The 16939-nt window shown below is 63.2% G+C and carries 16 protein-coding genes; 4 read left to right on the top strand and 12 right to left on the bottom strand.

All coding sequences use genetic code 11. The features are described from left to right. The coding region (locus tag VGM61_RS13315) for an MFS transporter (RefSeq protein ID WP_331523319.1) at positions 1-662 on the bottom strand (662 nt) is incomplete at its 3' end. 92 nt (positions 663-754) lie between these two features. Here VGM61_RS13315 and VGM61_RS13310 point away from each other — a divergent pair. From VGM61_RS13310 to VGM61_RS13300, 3 genes are all read left to right on the top strand, one after another. Beyond that, positions 755-1525, top strand: coding sequence for a helix-turn-helix transcriptional regulator (locus tag VGM61_RS13310; protein ID WP_331523318.1), 771 nt, complete (start codon positions 755-757; stop codon positions 1523-1525). A 131-nt stretch (positions 1526-1656) separates the two neighbouring features. Next, a complete protein-coding gene (locus VGM61_RS13305) occupies positions 1657-3357 on the top strand; it encodes an alkaline phosphatase family protein (RefSeq protein WP_331523317.1) in 1701 nt (566 codons plus the stop codon). Next, positions 3350-4984, top strand: a complete 1635-nt coding sequence (locus VGM61_RS13300) for a multicopper oxidase family protein (RefSeq protein ID WP_331523316.1) — start codon at positions 3350-3352, stop codon at positions 4982-4984. Before VGM61_RS13305 ends, VGM61_RS13300 begins: the two co-directional genes overlap by 8 nt. Here the strand turns inward: VGM61_RS13300 and VGM61_RS13295 are convergent. Both VGM61_RS13295 and VGM61_RS13290 read right to left on the bottom strand, forming a co-directional pair. Beyond that, positions 4981-6204 carry a beta-ketoacyl-[acyl-carrier-protein] synthase family protein gene (locus tag VGM61_RS13295; RefSeq protein ID WP_331523315.1) on the bottom strand — a complete coding sequence of 408 codons (1224 nt, stop codon included), beginning with the start codon at positions 6202-6204 and terminating at the stop codon, positions 4981-4983. The genes VGM61_RS13300 and VGM61_RS13295 overlap by 4 nt on opposite strands. Further along, entirely contained in the window at positions 6201-6461 is a 261-nt protein-coding gene (locus VGM61_RS13290; RefSeq protein WP_331523314.1) for an acyl carrier protein, read from the bottom strand. The genes VGM61_RS13295 and VGM61_RS13290 overlap by 4 nt, the downstream gene beginning before the upstream one ends. Positions 6462-6638: 177 nt before the next feature. Here VGM61_RS13290 and VGM61_RS13285 point away from each other — a divergent pair, with 177 nt between their 5' ends. Next, the gene (locus VGM61_RS13285) at positions 6639-7082 is read left to right on the top strand and encodes a pilin (RefSeq protein WP_331523313.1); all 444 of its coding nucleotides are present in this window, start codon (positions 6639-6641) and stop codon (positions 7080-7082) included. A gap of 20 nt (positions 7083-7102) precedes the next feature. On the opposite strand, the gene VGM61_RS13280 is transcribed toward VGM61_RS13285, so the two are convergent. The 9 genes from VGM61_RS13280 to VGM61_RS13240 all read right to left on the bottom strand — a co-directional run bounded on the left by VGM61_RS13280 (position 7103) and on the right by VGM61_RS13240 (position 16872). Continuing rightward, positions 7103-8278 carry a lactonase family protein gene (locus VGM61_RS13280; protein WP_331523312.1) on the bottom strand — a complete coding sequence of 392 codons (1176 nt, stop codon included), beginning with the start codon at positions 8276-8278 and terminating at the stop codon, positions 7103-7105. A gap of 178 nt (positions 8279-8456) precedes the next feature. Next, positions 8457-8900 (bottom strand): dimethylsulfonioproprionate lyase family protein, encoded by a 444-nt coding sequence (locus tag VGM61_RS13275; protein ID WP_331523311.1) that lies wholly within the window; start codon positions 8898-8900, stop codon positions 8457-8459. A gap of 58 nt (positions 8901-8958) precedes the next feature. Further along, positions 8959-10305, bottom strand: coding sequence for a c-type cytochrome (locus VGM61_RS13270; RefSeq protein ID WP_331523310.1), 1347 nt, complete (start codon positions 10303-10305; stop codon positions 8959-8961). Between the two features lie 5 nt (positions 10306-10310). Continuing rightward, a complete protein-coding gene (locus VGM61_RS13265) occupies positions 10311-12080 on the bottom strand; it encodes a GMC family oxidoreductase (RefSeq protein WP_331523309.1) in 1770 nt (589 codons plus the stop codon). A gap of 2 nt (positions 12081-12082) precedes the next feature. Beyond that, positions 12083-12862: a gluconate 2-dehydrogenase subunit 3 family protein gene (locus tag VGM61_RS13260; protein ID WP_331523308.1), complete on the bottom strand. Its 780-nt coding sequence runs from the start codon at positions 12860-12862 to the stop codon at positions 12083-12085. A 188-nt stretch (positions 12863-13050) separates the two neighbouring features. Then, positions 13051-13689: a DUF5074 domain-containing protein gene (locus VGM61_RS13255; RefSeq protein ID WP_331523307.1), complete on the bottom strand. Its 639-nt coding sequence runs from the start codon at positions 13687-13689 to the stop codon at positions 13051-13053. A 37-nt stretch (positions 13690-13726) separates the two neighbouring features. Then, a complete protein-coding gene (locus tag VGM61_RS13250; RefSeq protein ID WP_331523306.1) occupies positions 13727-14944 on the bottom strand; it encodes a helix-turn-helix domain-containing protein in 1218 nt (405 codons plus the stop codon). A 30-nt stretch (positions 14945-14974) separates the two neighbouring features. Further along, complete coding sequence (locus tag VGM61_RS13245) at positions 14975-15358, bottom strand: TraR/DksA family transcriptional regulator (protein WP_331523305.1); 384 nt, start codon at positions 15356-15358, stop codon at positions 14975-14977. A 32-nt stretch (positions 15359-15390) separates the two neighbouring features. Continuing rightward, on the bottom strand, positions 15391-16872 hold the full coding sequence (locus tag VGM61_RS13240) for a GH39 family glycosyl hydrolase (protein WP_331523304.1): 1482 nt from the start codon (positions 16870-16872) through the stop codon (positions 15391-15393). Positions 16873-16939 lie beyond the last annotated feature (67 nt).

Genomic DNA, 16939 nt, shown 5'->3' with positions numbered 1-16939 from the left:
AGACCGTGGTCGCGATACCAAACGGCGACATTCCACAACACGGCGAATGACAGCAGGGCCAGCAATCCGAAAAGAGCGAGGCTCGACTGCCCGTAGCGCACCACGACCAGCGCGGCGGCGAGCGGCCCGATGGCGGAGCCCACGTTGCCGCCCACCTGAAACAACGACTGCGCCATGCCGTGGCGTTTGCCGGCGGCCATGCGCGCGACGCGGGAGGATTCCGGATGAAAAATCGACGAGCCCATGCCGAGCAACGCCGACCCGGCCAGCACCACGCCGTAAGTTCGCGCCATGGATATGACCACCAGCCCGAGCAGCGAGAAGATGGTGCCGCCGGGAAGCGCGAACGGCGCGGGGCGCTTATCCGCCTGGAGACCGACCAGAGGCTGCAGAAGCGACGCGGTGAGCTGATAGACCATGGTGATGGCGCCGACCTGGCCCAGGGTGAGGTGCAATCCCGACGCGAGGCTTGGATACATGGAGGGGAGAAGCATCTGCATCATGTCGTTGAGCAGATGGCAGAAGCTGATGGCCAGGATCACGCTGAAGACGGTCTTGCTGGCTGCGCCCATGGGCGATACGGCGTCGACGAGCGGTGCAGCAGTTTCGGCGGCAACGGGCGCTGGCGGAGCGAGCGGCTGCTCCGCGATCGGGGTGGACATGGCGGGGGATTCCTGAGCTGTTATGAAGAGAATATGCTCGTTCGGCCCGTCCCGCATCCTCGGATAGGCCATTCATATGCGCGAGTGGGACAATGCCCTTCACCCGGATCGACCCCAACGATTTTGACAGCGTGCCCCGTCCGGTGGTGGCGGTGAGGAACGATTTCCCACCTTCGCTCGAACTTGCCACTCATACCCATCGCCGCGGCCAGTTGCTCTACGCCGCCAGTGGCGTGGTGGTGGCCAGTACCCCCGCTGGTGCGTGGGTGGCGCCTCCGGAACGTGCCGTATGGATCCCGGCGGGCACCGCGCATGCGGTGCGCATGGTTGGCGCGGTCAGCACGCGCAGTGTGATGGTGGATGCCTCCGTGGCCACGGCACTGGGAGATGAGTGCCGCGTGCTCGGGGTTTCGCCCTTGCTGCGCAACCTGCTGGTCGAGGCTTGTGAGCTGCCCCGGGAGTACGACCTGGAAGGGCGCGACGGACAACTGATGACTTTGCTGGTGACCGAGCTCGCCCGTGCTCCGGTAATTCCCCTGTCGGTGCCGTTTCCGTCCACGCCGGCCATTGCGCGCAAATGTCATGCGTTCCTTGAAGCGCCCGCGCCGCACGACACCATCGAGCAATGGAGCGATGCGCTTGGCATGGGGCGCCGAGCCTTCACGCGGGCATTCCGGCGGGAGACCGGGATGAGCTTCGGCGAATGGCGTCAGCAGGCTTGCCTGTTGGTCGCCTTGCCACGGCTTGCCGCCGGCCAGCCCGTCACCGCCATCGCGCTTGACCTGGGTTATGAGAGCCCTGCGGCGTTTTCCACCATGTTCAAGCGGCTGCTGGGCACGGCTCCAAGCCAGTATCGAAACTGACATAGACGCGGCAAATCCCGGCACGAAGCTGTTACCTGCTTGTCATCACAGGTGTTTAGGCTCCGAAGGACCGCATGACAGGGGATGCGGTCCATTGCCGTTGGGCCACTATTCTTCGGAGGAGCTTCGTCATGCGCAAGTCATTGGCCGTCGGCATCGCCTGCGTGCTTACCCTGTCCGCCGCCTCCATCGCCGCCGCGCAGCAACCGATCTCGGTTCCCGCCCAGACGCAGGCCGCCGGTCTCGGATTCGGCTGGGGCGGCCACGGCAACGAGCCGCGTACCGCCACCCCGATCAAGCACCTGGTGGTGATCTTCCAGGAGAACGTCTCCTTCGATCACTATTTCGGCACCTACCCCTATGCCGCCAACCCCAGGGGCGAGCCGGCATTCTATGCCCGTCCGTTCACACCCGACATCAATGGCCTGTCCCGGCGCTTGTTGACGAAGAACCCCAACGCCGCCAATCCGCTCAACGCCGACGCCGCGGTCAACCCGTTCCGCCTGGAGCGCGCGCAGGCGGCCACGGCCGATCAGGACCACGGCTACACCGACGAGCAGAAGGCTTTCAACGGCGGCAAGATGGATCTCTTCCCGCTCTTCACCGGCCACGGTGAGGCGCTTCCCGGTGGCGACGCCTCCGAGGAAGGCAAGGGCCAGGTGATGGGCTACTACGACGGCAATACCGTCACCGCCTTCTGGAACTACGCGCAGAATTTCGCGCTGAACGACAACAGCTACGGCACCACGTTCGGCCCGTCGTCTCCCGGCGCTGTGAATTTGGTCGCCGGCCAGACCAATGGCGTGATCGATACGCTCAACGGCACCGGCGCCGAAACCGACGACGGCAACGGTGGCCTGACCATGATCGGCGATCCGGACCCGATCGGTGACATCTGCTCGTCACCCACGGCGAACCAGGTAACGATGGGCGGCGAAAACATTGGCGACCTGCTCAACGCGAAGAACATCACCTGGGGCTGGTTCCAGGGTGGCTTCGATACCACACGCACCAATCCCGATGGCAGCACCGGCTGCACCCGCCGCACGCTCTCGACCGTAACCAACACCACGTCGAACGACTACAGCCCCCATCACGCACCGTTCCAGTATTACCCGTCCACGGCCAACCCGACGCATGCCCGTCCGTCGTCGGTGGCGATGATCGGCAAGACCGATGTCGCCAACCACAACTATGACATCGACGATTTCTACGCTGCCGTCGACGCAGGCAACATGCCGGCGGTAAGTTTCCTGAAGGCCCCGGCCTACCAGGACGGCCACGCGGGATATTCCGATCCGCTTGACGAACAAACCTTTGTCGTACACGTGATCAATGCGTTGCAGCGCAGCGACGAGTGGAAGGACACGGCGGTCGTCATCGCCTATGACGACTCCGATGGCTGGTACGACCACCAGGATCCGCCGCACGTGAATGCCTCGAAGGGCAGCACCGACGCGGTGAACGGCGCCGGCATCTGCAATGGCCGCGCTACGCTCGCCGGCATCGACGGCAAGCCGGCGCAGGGTCGCTGCGGCTTTGGTCCCCGCCTGCCGCTATTGGTGGTGTCGCCGTGGGCCCGCGAGAACCACGTGGACCACACGCAGACCGACCAGAGTTCGATCATCCACTTCGTGGAGGACAACTGGCTCAATGGCAAGCGTATCGGCGGTGGTTCGTCCGACGCCCACGCCGGCCGCCTGGACAACATGTTCGACTTCTTCATCCCGCGCCTGTTCGATCGCAAGCTGATCCTTGACGAATCCACCGGGCAGCCGAAGAATCATTCCGGTTGGCCGACCTGGCCGTTCGGAACGGGTGGGCATGGTTGATTCCACCGAGCGTCGCCGCTTCTTGCGCGCGGCGGCATGGACAGCCGCGGCGGGAGTGATCCCGCCACGGCTTTTTGCCCATGACATGCAGGCCATGCACGCCATGCCCAGCGGCAAGGTGGGCAACAAGCTATGCATGCATCCGATGGGCGATACCACGCACCTGCCCGGTATTGTTGACCCGAACAAGCTTGCACCTTTCGTCGATCCGTTGCCGATCCCGCCCACCTTGCACGCGCAGACCGGCAAGCTGTTGCGCATCCGCATGGCCCAGACGTCCCAGAAACTACATCGTGACCTGGCACCGACCACCTTGTGGACCTATGGCGGGCATTATCCTGGCCCCACCATCGAAGCGCGCACGGGGCAGGGTATCGAGGTGGCGTGGGACAACGCCCTGCCACTGAAGCACTTCCTTCCCGTCGACCATGCCATTTGCGGCGCCGAGGCCGACAAGCCCGAGGTACGCGCCATCGTTCACCTGCACGGTGCGAAGGCGCCACACAAGGACGACGGTTACCCTGAGGACTGGTATGTGCCGGGCAAGTCGCGCACCCACCACTACCCGAACATCCAGGACGCGGCAACGCTCTGGTACCACGACCATGCGATGGGCATCAACCGGCTGAACATGTATGCCGGCCTGGCCGGCCTGTACCTGTTGCGCGACGAACATGAGCTATCCCTCGGGCTGCCCTCGGGTGAGCAGGAAATCCCGCTGGTGCTCGCCGACCGCCTGCTGCGTGAAGACGGCCGCCTGTACTACCCCGACTCCGGTGATGCCAACGCACCGTGGGTGCCTGAAGTATTCGGCAACCTTACCCTGGTCAATGGCGCCATCCTGCCGCGTGCCGACATAGAGCCGCGGCGCTACCGCCTGCGTGTGCTCAACTCGGCCAATGGACGCTTCTATCATCTTCGCCTGAAAGACGGCCGTCCATTCCAGGTCATCGGTTCGGACCAGGGCCTGCTGGCAGCGCCGGCAACGCTGAAGGCTATATTCCTCGCACCGGGCGAACGCGCCGACATCGTCATCGACTTCGCATCGCTTCGGGGGAGCAAGGTTGAGCTGATGAACGACGCGCTGCCACTGATGCAGTTCAATGTGGGGCAGGGCGAAGTGAAAGATGACAGCCGAGTGCCCGACATGCTGCGTGATCTTCCGCGCGTGACCGAGGCCAGTGCATCCAAGACGCGTGAACTCACCCTTGATGAATATAGCGATTGCGTGGCAACACCGATGCTGATGCTGCTCAACGGCAAGCGTTGGCATGATGAAGTCACGGAAAAACCAAAGCTTGGCAGCACCGAAATGTGGAGCCTGGTGAACCTCACCGAGGACACCCACCCCATCCACCTGCATCTGGTGCGCTTTCAGATCCTCGACCGTCGTCCGTACGACGTGGGTGAATACATCAAGACGAAGAACCTGAAATACGTTGGATCTGCCCAGGCGCCGCCTGCCCACGAGCAGGGCTGGAAAGATGTAGTGCAAGCCTACCCGGGCATGGTTACGCGCATCGTGGCCACCTTCGATGGTTTCGCCGGCCGCTATGCGTGGCACTGCCACCTGGCCGAGCACGAGGCCAACGAGATGATGCGGCCGTTCGAGGTGGTGGCCGCTTAAGCCCGCAGCGCAAGCACGGCGTTCAAGCCACCGAAGGCGAACGAGTTCGACAGCGCCGCGCGCACCGGCACTTCGCGCGCGGTATGGAACACGATGTCCAGGTTGCAGGCGGGGTCCGGATCGAGCACGTTCATGGTGGGGGGAATAACGCCTTCGCCAAGCGCCCCCACCACGGCGATCAGTTCCAGCGCCCCGGATGCACCCAGTGCATGGCCATGCATGGATTTGGTCGACGACACCGCCGGATGCATGGCATCGCCGCCAAGCGCCAGATGGACGGCACGGGTTTCGGTCGTGTCATTGGCGAGGGTGCCTGTCCCATGGGCATTGATGTAATCCACCTCGGCGGGATCCATCCGCGCATCGGCCAACGCCGCGCGCATGGCCCGGGCGGCGCCGATATCCGATGGTGCCACGATGTCGCCGGCGTCGGCACTCATGCCCACCCCGGCGATTTGTGCCAGGACATCGGCGCCACGAGCCTTGGCGTGGGCGAGCGATTCGATCACGAACACGCCGGCGCCTTCGCCCAGCACCAGGCCGTGGCGCTGCCGGCAGAACGGCCGGCAGGTATCGTCGGAAAGCACACGCATGGCTTCCCAGGCGCGGAATACCCCGTAACTCAGGCACGCTTCGGTGCCCCCGGTGATGGCGACGTCCACCAGGCCGCTGCGGATGGCCAGGACCGCCTGGGCAATGGCGTGGTTGGCTGATGCGCATGCACTGGACACCGCAAACGACGGCCCGGTAATGCCGTGGCGCACACAGATGTGGCTGGCCACCGCATTGGCCATGATGCGGACGATGGTCAAGGGATGCAGGCGCTGTGCATGCTCGCCGTAGAGTTTCTCGCTTTGAGCATCCTGAGTGGTTTCGCCACCCACGCCGGTACCGACGATCACGGCGGTGCGTGCGCCGTTGGCTTCGTCGAAACGAATCCCGGATTGGCCCACGGCCTGGTTGGCGGCAAGAAGTCCGAACTGTGAAACACGGTCAAGCAGCGGCAACGTCCGTTCGTCAAAAAAGCTTGCTGGATCGAAGTCCGGGACCTGGGCCGCCACCCGGACGCGAAGGCTCTCCGCGCGCGGGTGTAGCAGCGGGGCGATACCGACCCGACCGGCTTTCATGGCGTCCCACAAGACGTCCGCGCCGAAGCCCAGGGCACTGACGGCGCCCATCCCGGTGATGACCACCTGGCGATCGCCGTCGGCTGCGTTCACGTGGTGGCTGGTGTTGCCGAGGCCACCGCCTGGCGTACGGCGGTCACCAGTCCCGATACCGTGTCGGCGTCGAGGTTGGCATCCTGGTCCGGCAGGTGGATGTCGAAGGCTTCCTCGATGTCGAAGATCACCTCGATCGCGTCGAGCGAACCTAGGCCCAAGTCCTTGAGCGTGGTTTCGGCCGTTATCTTTTCCCGGTCCACCCCAGCGCTCTTGGCGATGATGTCGAACACGCGGCTTTCGATCGGGTCGGTCATGAACCTGCTCCCTGGCGGATGAATGGCATGGCCCGATCTTCTCGACCCTCCATTACCTTTTGCTTTCATTTCGTAAGGAATTTCGCTCGCGGGGATTATTGTGGTGCAGTAGAGGTTCCGCGTACCGCCCGGGTGATAACATGGCGGCACGTTCCGGGGGGAACCAGGTGCTTGATCATGACTACTCAGAACCGCTTGAGCGGTGGCTTCACGCTGATCGAACTGATGATCGTGGTTGCGATCATCGCCATCCTTGCAGCCATCGCCATTCCGGCCTACCAGGATTATGTGATTCGCGCCCAGGTGTCCGAAGGGTTCACCCTGTTCGATGGGGTGCGACCGACACTCGAGGAGTACTACGCCAACCACGGTGAATTCCCGCCCGAGAACGATGTTGGCGGCATTGAAGGCCAGATCCAGGGTACTTACGTGAGCATGGTCGATGCCCGTAGCCAGCAGGGCAAAGTGATCATCAATTTCGACATGCCCAAGACGAACGCAGCCATCCGCGGAAGCGGCATCAAACTATCGGCGGTGACGTCATCCGGCTCCATCGTCTGGACCTGCGACCGGACGATGAGCATGCCGCGGAAGTACCTTCCGACCGGCTGTCGTTACTGACCAGCCGGCCGGTCGTTACATCAGTTGGTCACTGCCAGGCCCTGCATGCCTGACAACGCGGGGAACACCGGTGTGTCACCGAGGAACACGAGGTGGCCATCACCCAGCACGAAGAACGTGTTGATGTTTCCCGTGCCTGGTGTCAGCACTTCCAGGAAGCGTCCGTCGCGCGAGATCTTGGTGTCGGTAGGTGCGGAGCCGGTGGGAAGGCGTCCTGATACTCCGTCCTTCGACAGCAACTGCAGGTGGCCGGACCCATCCACGCGATAGCCGCTTAGCGTGCTGGCGCCCGCGTTGGCGGTATACGCAAAGTGTCCGGACGTTGCCAGCCAGCATGCGGCTGCCTGTCCGTTGGCGACCGAGGCCGAGATCGGCGAGAGTTGTCCATTACGCTGCACGGCATACGAGGACGCCGCGGAGGCCGCCGCTTCGCTCACCAGCAGATGGCCGTTTTCGTCGAAGGCGAAGCCGAACGGCGACGCATCGGGCGATGGGGTGGTCACCGGATCTTGCGCCAGGCTGCCATCACGTGCTGTGGCAAAAAGCTCGATCGACCCCTTGCCTGCTGAATTCTTTACCGTGACGGCCAGCCATTTTCCATCTGGCGAGAATTGAAGCTGGGCTGCGGTATTGCCCACGTTCGGCTGGTTGCCGGCAAGCGGTACGTCGGTTCCGATGAAGCGGGACGAACCAGGTAGCTCCCGCAGGTGGCCGTCGCGGCCGATCTGGAAGGTGGCGATGTTGGCTTCATTGGCGCTATTGAGCACGTAAAGCTGGTCGCCACGCTGGGCCAGGCTCACCGGATAATCACCGCCGGATGACACCACGTCCTGCAATGCAAGGCTGCCCCGGCGAATGGAGAAAACCGATACCTGGTTGCTTCCGGCGTTCACGGCGAACAGCCACTTACCGTCCTGGCTTGCCAGCAGTTCATTCTGCGAGCCCAGCGGATCCGGCGGTGGTGCCGTGGTACCCACGCCCACGCCAACCCCGCCGGTGGCTGCTACCTGTATTTTGTCCAGGCCGCCGAAGAAGCTGCGCCGGAGCACGGCAACGGTGTTTGCCTTTATATCGTTTGACATCACGTAGACATAAGAACCGACGCCAAGGTCGAAGGAATTTGCTTGCTGCGCGTGCGCAGCCGACACGGCGGAGAACGCGAGCACGACGCCGGCGGCCAATGATCGAAGTTGCATGGTGGTGCCTCCAAGTGAACCCCAGGGGGAGGGGCACCTTGAGTTCGTTCGGACGGCTATTCTGGTTACAGATCATTTTGTGTCGTGCGTCGCATTGCACGACGTTAACCGTCGGACTTCGTCACGTTTTCACAACAAATGGCCACCGCAAGCGACGTGAGAAGAAAGGCGGGAAAACTCAAGGCTGGGCTGCAGGAGTCGCCATGGGCTTGCCTTTCTCCACGACCCAGGTGGAGACCTCGCTGCCGCCTTCATCACCCGGCCCGGCGAGAAGCTCATGCACCATGCCGCTGGGATTGAAGAAGTGATCACCCGCATGCAAGGTGCGGTCGGGCTGGCCTTTCTGTTTCAGGACCAGGGTGCCGCTAAGCACGTAGCCGGCTTCGTCACCCGGATGGGTATGCCAGGGGGCCACGGCACCGGGCGGCATCTTCACGGTGCCAAGCACGATCTGCTTGCCCGGTGCGCCATCGACATCCCGTGTTTCAAGCACGGCCCGGATGGGCGCGACAGGTTTTGCAGTGGACGGCGTGGGTGTCGTGGCTTGTGCCATGGCCAGCAATGGCATCGCCGCGATGGAAGCGATGCTTGCCACGATAATCGAACCATTGACGCGTTTCACGGTGTGCTCCATGCCGGCGCAAATATCCGGCGAATGACAGCATGAAGGCGGGCGATCATCACGGCTGGTCGCCCGAGTTGTCGGTAAGCCGAACGTTAACCAGGTCCAGTTGCTTGCGCAGTTTGGCTACCTCGCCGGCTTTCACGGGCGACGCCTTGTTGCCCCAGCTATTGCGTACATAGGTCGTTACGTCCGCCACCTGCTGATCGGTGAGCTTCCAGGCGAAGCTGGGCATCGCCAATGGCGAAGGACGCGTCGGCGATGGGCCCACACGCATGCCAGCCAGGATGATATGTAGCACGCCGGTAGGATCATTCTGCTGCGCGACGGCATTGTTGCCCAGCGGCGGGAACAGTGTCGGCTGGCCGACGGCGTTTTCCAGGTGGCAGGCGGTGCACGCGTCGGAGAATATCGCCGCGCCACGCTTCATGGCGACGGGCTCGGCGGCGGCGATCTCGGCGTCCGGGCTTGCCGGCAGGGACTTCAGGTACACCGCGATGGCATGACGGTCTTCATCGGTGATCAGGGAAGTTGAATAGGTCACCACGTCGCCCATCGGGCCACCGGCGGAGGCGAGCTTGTTGCGGCCGGTCTTCAGGTACTGGGTGATGTCATCCACGCTCCAGCGACCCAGGCCCGTGCGCTGGTTGCCCGTGAGGTCCGGCGCGAAGAACGCATCGAGCAGTCCACCCTGGAGGTCGTGGCCCTTCTTGTCGGCGCCAAGAAGGTTGCGTGGCGTATGGCATGCGCTGCAGTGCCCGGGCCCGCGTACCAGGATCGCACCGCGACTCCAGTCGGGCGGTGCGTTTGCCGGTGCCTGCGACTTCGGTGTGTCACGCAGGGCCAATACGTTCCAGAACGACACCATGAAACGGATGTTCATGGGGAAGATAAGATCGTTTCCGGGGGGCTGGTACGCCACCGGCTTCGTCGTCTTCAGGTAGGCAAGCAGCGCGTCGTCGTCGGCACGTTCGAGGTTGCGGAACCACGGGTACGGGAACGCCGGATACAGATGCTGTCCACGCCCGCCGATGCCATCGTGCATGGCCTTGTAGAACTGCTCTGGTGTCCAGTTGCCGATGCCGTTGGTCGGGTCGGAGGTGATGTTCGAGGAATAGATCACGCCGAAAGGCGTGTTCAGGCCCAAGCCACCGGCGAACGGCTCTCCGCCTGGGCGCAGGTGGCACGACAGGCAATCGCCCATGCGTACCAGGTACTGCCCGCGGCGCAGTTGCTCGGCGTTGGGCCCGTCGGCGATGGGTTGGGTGATGATGCTGGCGGCCGCCACCGACGTTGCAGGTTGCGATGGCAAGGCTGCGGCACGGCCAAGGTTCCAGGCCATGAAGGCGCCGGCAACCACGCCCAGCACGATCAGTACCAGTACGACACGGATCAGGATTCGCATGGCATCTACGCCTGTACCAGGGGGCCAGGATGTTTCAGGTACTGCTGCACGATCGCCTGCGCCGACAGGTACGCCAGCGCTGCCACGGTGCCCGTGGGGTTATAACCGGCATTCTGTGGGAACGCTCCCGCGCCCATCGAAAACACGTTGGGCACATCCCAGCTTTGCGAGAACTTGTTGATCACGCTGTTGGACGGGCTATCGCCCATGATCGCACCGCCGGTGTTGTGCGTGGTCTGGTAGGGCACCACGCTCCATGAGCCGACACGCCGGTTCAATTTTATCTCACGCGGATTCATCGCCTTGGCGATCTCCGCGGCCCGATCGGTGAGGTAATCGGACATCTTGTGTTCGTTGTCGGTAAAGTCGAAGGTCATGCGCAGCATCGGCCGGCCGTGGATATCCCGGTAGGTGGGGTCCAGGTCCAGGTAGTTGCCGCGATGGCTCATGCACGAGCCATGCACGCTAAGGCTGAAGGATCGCAGGTAATTCTTGGCGGCCGCATGTTTCCACTGCTTGCCCCATGCCGGCGTGCCCACTGGCGTGTAGATCATCTCGATCGGACGGCCGCCGGTGACCATCCCGGCGATGTATGCCCCGCCGATGAAGCCAAGCCCCGAATGATCGAAGTTGTCGCCGTTGAAGTCATCCACCACCGTGGCCAGCGCACCGGCGCCGATGAAGGGATTGATCAGCTTGTCGTCGAAGAACACATTCACCGACGACATGGTCTGGTAGGCGTAATTCTTACCCACCACGCCCTGGCCGGTGGCGGGATCGTACGGCGTGCCGATGCCTGAGAGCAGTAGCAGGCGCACGTTCTGCAGGATGTACGAGGAAAGGATCACGATGTTCGCGGGCTGGAAGAATTCCTCGCCCGCACTGTTCACGTACGTCACGCCGGTGGCGTGCTTCTTGTCCGGCGACAACTCCACCTTCAGCACTTCGCTCTCGGTGCGAAGGGTGAAATTGGGCTTGGCCATAAGGTAAGGCAGCAAGGTGGTCTGCGGGCTGGCCTTGGAGTAGTTGCCGCAGCCGAACTTCTCGCAGAAGCCGCAATAGGTACAGGCGCCCAGCTGCGAGCCGAAGTTGTTCACATAAGGCTGCGACAAATTCCCCGTAGGATGGGGAAATGGATGCCTGCCCAGTTCCGCAGCGGCTTTTCCGAACAAGGTCGGTCCGTAGGTTTGCTGCATCGGCGGCGTGGGATATTCCGCCGAACGTGCGCCTTCGAACGGGTTGCCGCCAGGCTGGATCTGGCCGTTGAGGTTACCGGCTTTGCCACTGGTGCCGCAGAGCACATCGAAGGCGTTGTAGTGGGGTTCGAGTTCTTCGTAGGTAACGCCCCAATCCTGCACGGTGAGGTCGTAGTCGGTGACGGACTTCTTGCCATAACGTTGCTCGTTGTGGCTTTTGGTCAGGAAGTCCGATGGCAGGAAGCGCCAGATCTGCCCGTTCCAGTGCACGCCACCACTGCCCACGCCCGTTCCCAGCAGGAACGATCCCAGGTGGCGCATCGGTAGCGCCGTCTGGCTGGTGTTGTTGCGGATGGTGAGCGTGTCGTCCGTGACGTTCTGGAACAGATGGTGCCGCCACATGTAGCGCAACTCATCCTGCGCGAAGCCGGTGGCGAAATCGGTGGACGTGTCACGCCAGGGCCCGCGTTCGAGCGCAAGCACTTCCAGTCCGGCGTCGGCCAGTTGCTGGCCCAGGATGGCGCCGGTCCAGCCAAAACCGACAATGACCGCGTCAACGGGTTTGAGAGTGGTCGCCATGCTCAGGTCTCCGAATTCCAGCCAGGCCGGCCCTTGAAACTCACGGGCGGGAAGGGCACCGGTTCGCCATGACGGGTAACCCATTCACGGTAGTCGTAGTGCGCGCCCGGAAAGCCGATCATCTTCCAGGCACCCATGTCTTTGTTGCCGCCGTAGATGGGGTCGGAGAAATATCCCTCCTTGGTGTTCTGCAGCAGCATGGCGAAGAAGGTCTTGGCATCCACGCCGTCTTCCAGTTGCACCTTGCCTGCTTCCATATCCTTCAGTAGGGCGTCCCGCTCGTCATCGGACAACTTGGCGAAGTCGGCGCCGTTGTGGTTTGCATGGGTGAATTTGTTGATGGCGCCGATGGCTGCGCGATACATCTGCGCAGGTGAAAACCGGCTCTGGTAACCCTGCTCGGGCGCGCCCTTGGCCCACGGGCCGCCAAGGTAATAGTGATCGCCGCGGCCAAAGGGGCCGGCCAGTTGTCGATCCAGGAAGAACGGTACGTTGGCCTCCACGGCTCCCGGACCCACTTCATCATTGGGAATCAGCCGCCCGACGGCCGCGTCGATGAATTCCCGTTCGGCTGGCGTGAAGAATTTGTAATCAGTGCCGGAAACGCCGGGCGGCGCATCGGCCATGCCTTCGCGCCACGGTACGCCTCCCTGGTACGTTCGCGGCGGTGCACCCAGCTCGCCATCGTGAACCTTGGCCACCAGTGCGCCGGCAACGCCGGCAGTGGCGGCAACGGCGCTTCCCATGAGGAAATGCCTTCGGTCGAGCTTGGGCTTGTCCATCGAACATTCTCCGGAAGTCCCGCTCCCGCGGTGAGCGGGGTTACGGGTGTCGCGGTGATGCGTGGCCTGGCGCTTGTATGAAACAGATCGAATGTAGTCCTAATTATCGCGGGGTGGAATGAGACTTTTGTGTAGGCTCACAACCCGCAACTTCCTGCGGGACAAAGGCCGTGCCAGGGGCAACTCCACTAACCACGCCTGGGCCGTCGCACGGCGCGTAGCTTCCCGCTATTTCCCCCACCGCAGAAAAACCGCTCGTCGCCGTCGGATTCCAGCCCGGATACATGCACACCCGATGGCATCTGGACTGCTTCGAACACTTCACCGGTCTTGGCATCGATGTGCCTGAGTTCGCTCGCATCGTTCTCCAGGGTGGCGTGCCAGAGTTCACCGTCCACCCAGGTGACCCCGGTAACGAAGCGATTGGATTCGATGGTACGCAGCACCGCGCCGGTGTCGGGATCCACCTGGCGGATCTTCCGGCCCTGGTAGTGACCCACCCACAACGATCCTTCGGCCCAGGCAAGGCCCGAATCGCCACCGCCGCCGGGAGCGGGAATGGTGGCGAGGATCCGTCCCGTATCCGGGTCGATCTTCTGGATGCGATCCTCAGCGATCTGGTACAGGTGCACGCCGTCGAAGGCCGTGCCGGCATGGGCGGCGACGTCGATGGAGCGCCCGGTATTGCCGCTGTCCGGATCCAGCGCGGTGAGTTTGTCGCCCGAGGCGAACCAGACCTGCTTGCCGTCGTAGGTGACCCCGTGTACGCCATCGACGCCCGGGAAGGGTCCATGTTCGCTGATGATGTCGGCCGCTGATCGTTTCATGTGCTCCTCCGGGTTGCCCGTCATGCACCCATCGTAGTTAGCCTGGCATGGGAGACGGGAGTAACAAGGTCGTCGTGAACCCCGGAAGGGGTGGCATCATCCAACGACGGGCACGCCCACGACCGACCCAATGCACCGTACCGGCCACGGCCATTGCATCGAGCGACCGTTGCACGGTGCGTTGGCTGGTGCCCAGGGCGAGGGCCAGCGCTGAGCTCGACCACGACTGGCCGTCGGCAAGGAAGGCCAATACTTCCCCGTGCTTCTCTTCAACCGGCCGCGCCAATACCGCCACTTCGCTTGCCTTGCGCGGCGCCAGGACGAAGCCCAGGTCGGTAGCGTTCACGTGGGCGAGCGTGCCAAGCATCGTGCGAAGGCGCCCAAGTTCTACGCGCAAGCGCGCGCGATGGGTTTCATCCGGATGCCTTGCGCGGAATGCGCGCATGATCAGCGTGTTCCTTGGCACATCGCCGGGCCATGCTTCTGCCAATACACGGGCAAGGGTAAACAATACCGGACGTGTTGCCAGCGACACCACTTCGTTCCGATGGCGCACGGCGTGACGGCAGGCGTCGACCACCAGGCAATCTGACGCAAACAGCGCCTGGACATCTTCAAGAAGAAGCGAGCGTTCCCGGCCACGCGCCACAAGCCGCGCCGCCGGTGTCGCAAGCAGGCGTGCGGTTGCTTCGACTTCCGCCATGAGCGCAGGGATCGCTGCAAGACGTGCGTTGGCCGCAGCCTTGGCGAGCGCCTCGCGCGCGATGCCGGTACGCAGGCGACGCATCGCAATCCCTGCCACGACGAGACTGTGCGCGGCCATCAACGCTGGCGGGAAGGGCGAAGGGTCAAGGTCGGCAAGCGCGCGTTCGGCATCGTCCAGGTGCCCGACCAGCAGCAGGCGGCGCACCGCCAGGTACCGTGCGTGCGCTGCATTCAAGAGGTCGCCATGCGATTGAAGCGTTGCCCGCGCTGCGTCAAGCTTGTGGCTCGGCCAGGCAAGATCGCGAGAGGCCAGTGCCACTTCGGCTTCGGCCACCACGCATCGCGCACGGGCCATGGCCTGTTTTGCGCCGAAGGCGCGTGCAGCAAGGCGCAACAGCGCCCTGGCCTTGTCGAAGTCGCCAAGTTGCGCCATGGCAATGCCACGCAGCGCGAGTGCCGGCGGATCATCGCGCAAGGCGACGCGATTGAGCGCACCAAGGGGATCACCGCCCGCCAGTGCGCGTCCGGCAGCGGTGATCAGCGAATCCATGGCGTTCGGCCGGGCGGCGACCGGATCACGCTATAGGTGCTTTTCCCGCGCACGAAGTTCTTCGGTGGTGTAGATCGCTTCGGGCACGGCCTCCAGATGGTCGCGTGCGATCGGCTCGCCGTTGCCATCGGACATGCCATAGGTGTGTTCGCGGATCTTGTCCAGGGCGCGGCCGATGTCGGCCAGGCGCTGCTCGTTGCGGGCCAGCAAGGCTTCCTCGTTGGCCAGCTGCTCCAGCCGATCGCCGTCATCGCCGCCGTCCCCGGGTTCGTCGCCGGCGGCATCGCGCACTTCACCGCCTTCGACGGCAGTGGCATCGGCGGACTCCGTCAATTGCAGGCGAAGCGTAACCAGGCGATCGTGCTGGCGTGCGATAAAGGCCTCGTCGAGGTCCGGGTGGGTGGACTTGGTCATGGGGGTACTCCTGTGGAAGGGAAAAGCCTACATCAGTTGAAACTGACCACGGTCACCTCAAACGGTTCGAGCGTCAGTTCCGCACCCGCGCTTTGCGTTGCCGCTGCGTGGTCTGCAGTACTCGGCGCGACATAGCTCACCATCGCACCTGCCTGGTCAAGCTTCACTGTCTGTGATGTCTGCCGCTTGTTCACCAATAGCAGCTTGCGGCCGTGAGCGGTCAGGAAGCCCTGCACGAAGACGGCGCTGCTGGTGGAGGCGCTGGCGACCAATTGGTCGCCAGGGCCGAAATTGTCCTTTAGCAGCTTCAATACCCAGTAGCGCGCATTGGGCGCGTTCGTGTGGTAGTTGATCATGCTTACCGACGGGTATTGCGTGGGATAACCCACCAGCTGGGATTCACCCACCACATCGATGCCCAGGGCCGCTGTCCTTGCATACAGGTAGGCGTAAAGCGCGCCGGAAAGGTTCCAGTAGCCCTTCGGTTCGTCTACCGCTGGCGCGCCGCTATTGCTGTCATCGTCGGAGGCCAGGATGGAGCCCAGTTCGTTCAGCGCGGTTTTCGTGCCGGGCGAAAGACGATGCTTGATCTGTTCGATATAGCGCGTGGCCGCAAGGAACCCATCGGCCTGGTCGAAGAAGGTGTACTGGTTCGCAGACATGGGTTGGCCGGGCGAGGGCGTGGCGTAGAAGTGGTAGCTGATGAAATCCAGCGGCGTGCCCGGCGCGTGGTTCTTCGGGTTGAGGAAATACTCGAACATCGCGCTTTCGGTGCGCGGGGCCGCCGAGGCTATCGCGACGAATTTAAGGTCGGGCTGCACCTTGCGCATCGCCGCCGTGACCACGTCATAGAATTTGGTGTATTCCTCAGGCGTCCAATGGTGTTCGGAATCAACTTCATTGAGCACTTCCCAATAGGCCACCTTATAGTGGTGTTTGCTGGCGTGGAATTTTCCATGCTCGTCAGTGAAGCCGCCCTTGGTGTACCAGGCCAGCAGGCGCGCGTAGTAGTCGGCGGCCTGCTGGTACGTCGGGTCGTTGATCTGGCTGCCTTGCGTGTAATCCCAATAGGCCTGGTTGGGGTCCTTCGGGTAGGTCACTGGCGAGGCGGTTTTCCACAACCACGCAGGCATGGTGCTGAAATTGAGTACTACCGGGTGGCCGGCCGTGGCGGCCATGAAATCCTCCAGCGTGGGATCAAGCAGCCTGAAATCCCATGATGTGCCCTTGCTGGTCGGCGGCTCGAGCTCGGCCACACCCTGCCGCGGGTAGGGTAGCCATGGCACGTAGCGCACATCGTCGGCCTGGATATCCTTAAGCGCCTTGAAGGCCACGTCGTGGAGTTTGCCCCCGCGCGCCAGGCCCGGATTCACCACCACCTGCAAGGTGGCCACGGCGCGCGATGTTGCCACGGATGTCGACCAATCCACCTTCAGCGAAATCGGATCGGCAGCAGCCTGCACGCAGAGCACCCCCGCGGCGATCGACGCCAGGGTGAGCCAGTACTTGCGCATGTATATTCCTTGTCGGGGGAGGCCGGCCACCGGCCAATGGAACACCTTACCTGCGTGCGCGCGGGAA

The sequence above is a fragment of the Pinirhizobacter sp. genome, assembly GCF_036499745.1.
Taxonomy (GTDB): Bacteria; Pseudomonadota; Gammaproteobacteria; order Xanthomonadales; family Rhodanobacteraceae; genus Pinirhizobacter.
The sequence above is the reverse complement of the archived record's forward strand: the minus strand, read 5'-3'. Positions and strand labels throughout refer to the sequence as shown.

Excerpts from the sequence above, each read along its gene's own strand:
- VGM61_RS13310 (WP_331523318.1), top strand. The coding sequence starts at position 755 with ATGCCCTTCACCCGGATCGACCCCAACGATTTTGACAGCGTGCCCCGT.
- VGM61_RS13305 (WP_331523317.1), top strand. The coding sequence starts at position 1,657 with ATGCGCAAGTCATTGGCCGTCGGCATCGCCTGCGTGCTTACCCTGTCC.
- VGM61_RS13300 (WP_331523316.1), top strand. The coding sequence starts at position 3,350 with ATGGTTGATTCCACCGAGCGTCGCCGCTTCTTGCGCGCGGCGGCATGG.
- VGM61_RS13290 (WP_331523314.1), bottom strand. The coding sequence starts at position 6,461 with ATGACCGACCCGATCGAAAGCCGCGTGTTCGACATCATCGCCAAGAGC.
- VGM61_RS13285 (WP_331523313.1), top strand. The coding sequence starts at position 6,639 with ATGACTACTCAGAACCGCTTGAGCGGTGGCTTCACGCTGATCGAACTG.
- VGM61_RS13280 (WP_331523312.1), bottom strand. The coding sequence starts at position 8,278 with ATGCAACTTCGATCATTGGCCGCCGGCGTCGTGCTCGCGTTCTCCGCC.
- VGM61_RS13270 (WP_331523310.1), bottom strand. The coding sequence starts at position 10,305 with ATGCGAATCCTGATCCGTGTCGTACTGGTACTGATCGTGCTGGGCGTG.
- VGM61_RS13265 (WP_331523309.1), bottom strand. The coding sequence starts at position 12,080 with ATGGCGACCACTCTCAAACCCGTTGACGCGGTCATTGTCGGTTTTGGC.
- VGM61_RS13260 (WP_331523308.1), bottom strand. The coding sequence starts at position 12,862 with ATGGACAAGCCCAAGCTCGACCGAAGGCATTTCCTCATGGGAAGCGCC.
- VGM61_RS13255 (WP_331523307.1), bottom strand. The coding sequence starts at position 13,689 with ATGAAACGATCAGCGGCCGACATCATCAGCGAACATGGACCCTTCCCG.
- VGM61_RS13250 (WP_331523306.1), bottom strand. The coding sequence starts at position 14,944 with ATGGATTCGCTGATCACCGCTGCCGGACGCGCACTGGCGGGCGGTGAT.
- VGM61_RS13245 (WP_331523305.1), bottom strand. The coding sequence starts at position 15,358 with ATGACCAAGTCCACCCACCCGGACCTCGACGAGGCCTTTATCGCACGC.
- VGM61_RS13240 (WP_331523304.1), bottom strand. The coding sequence starts at position 16,872 with ATGCGCAAGTACTGGCTCACCCTGGCGTCGATCGCCGCGGGGGTGCTC.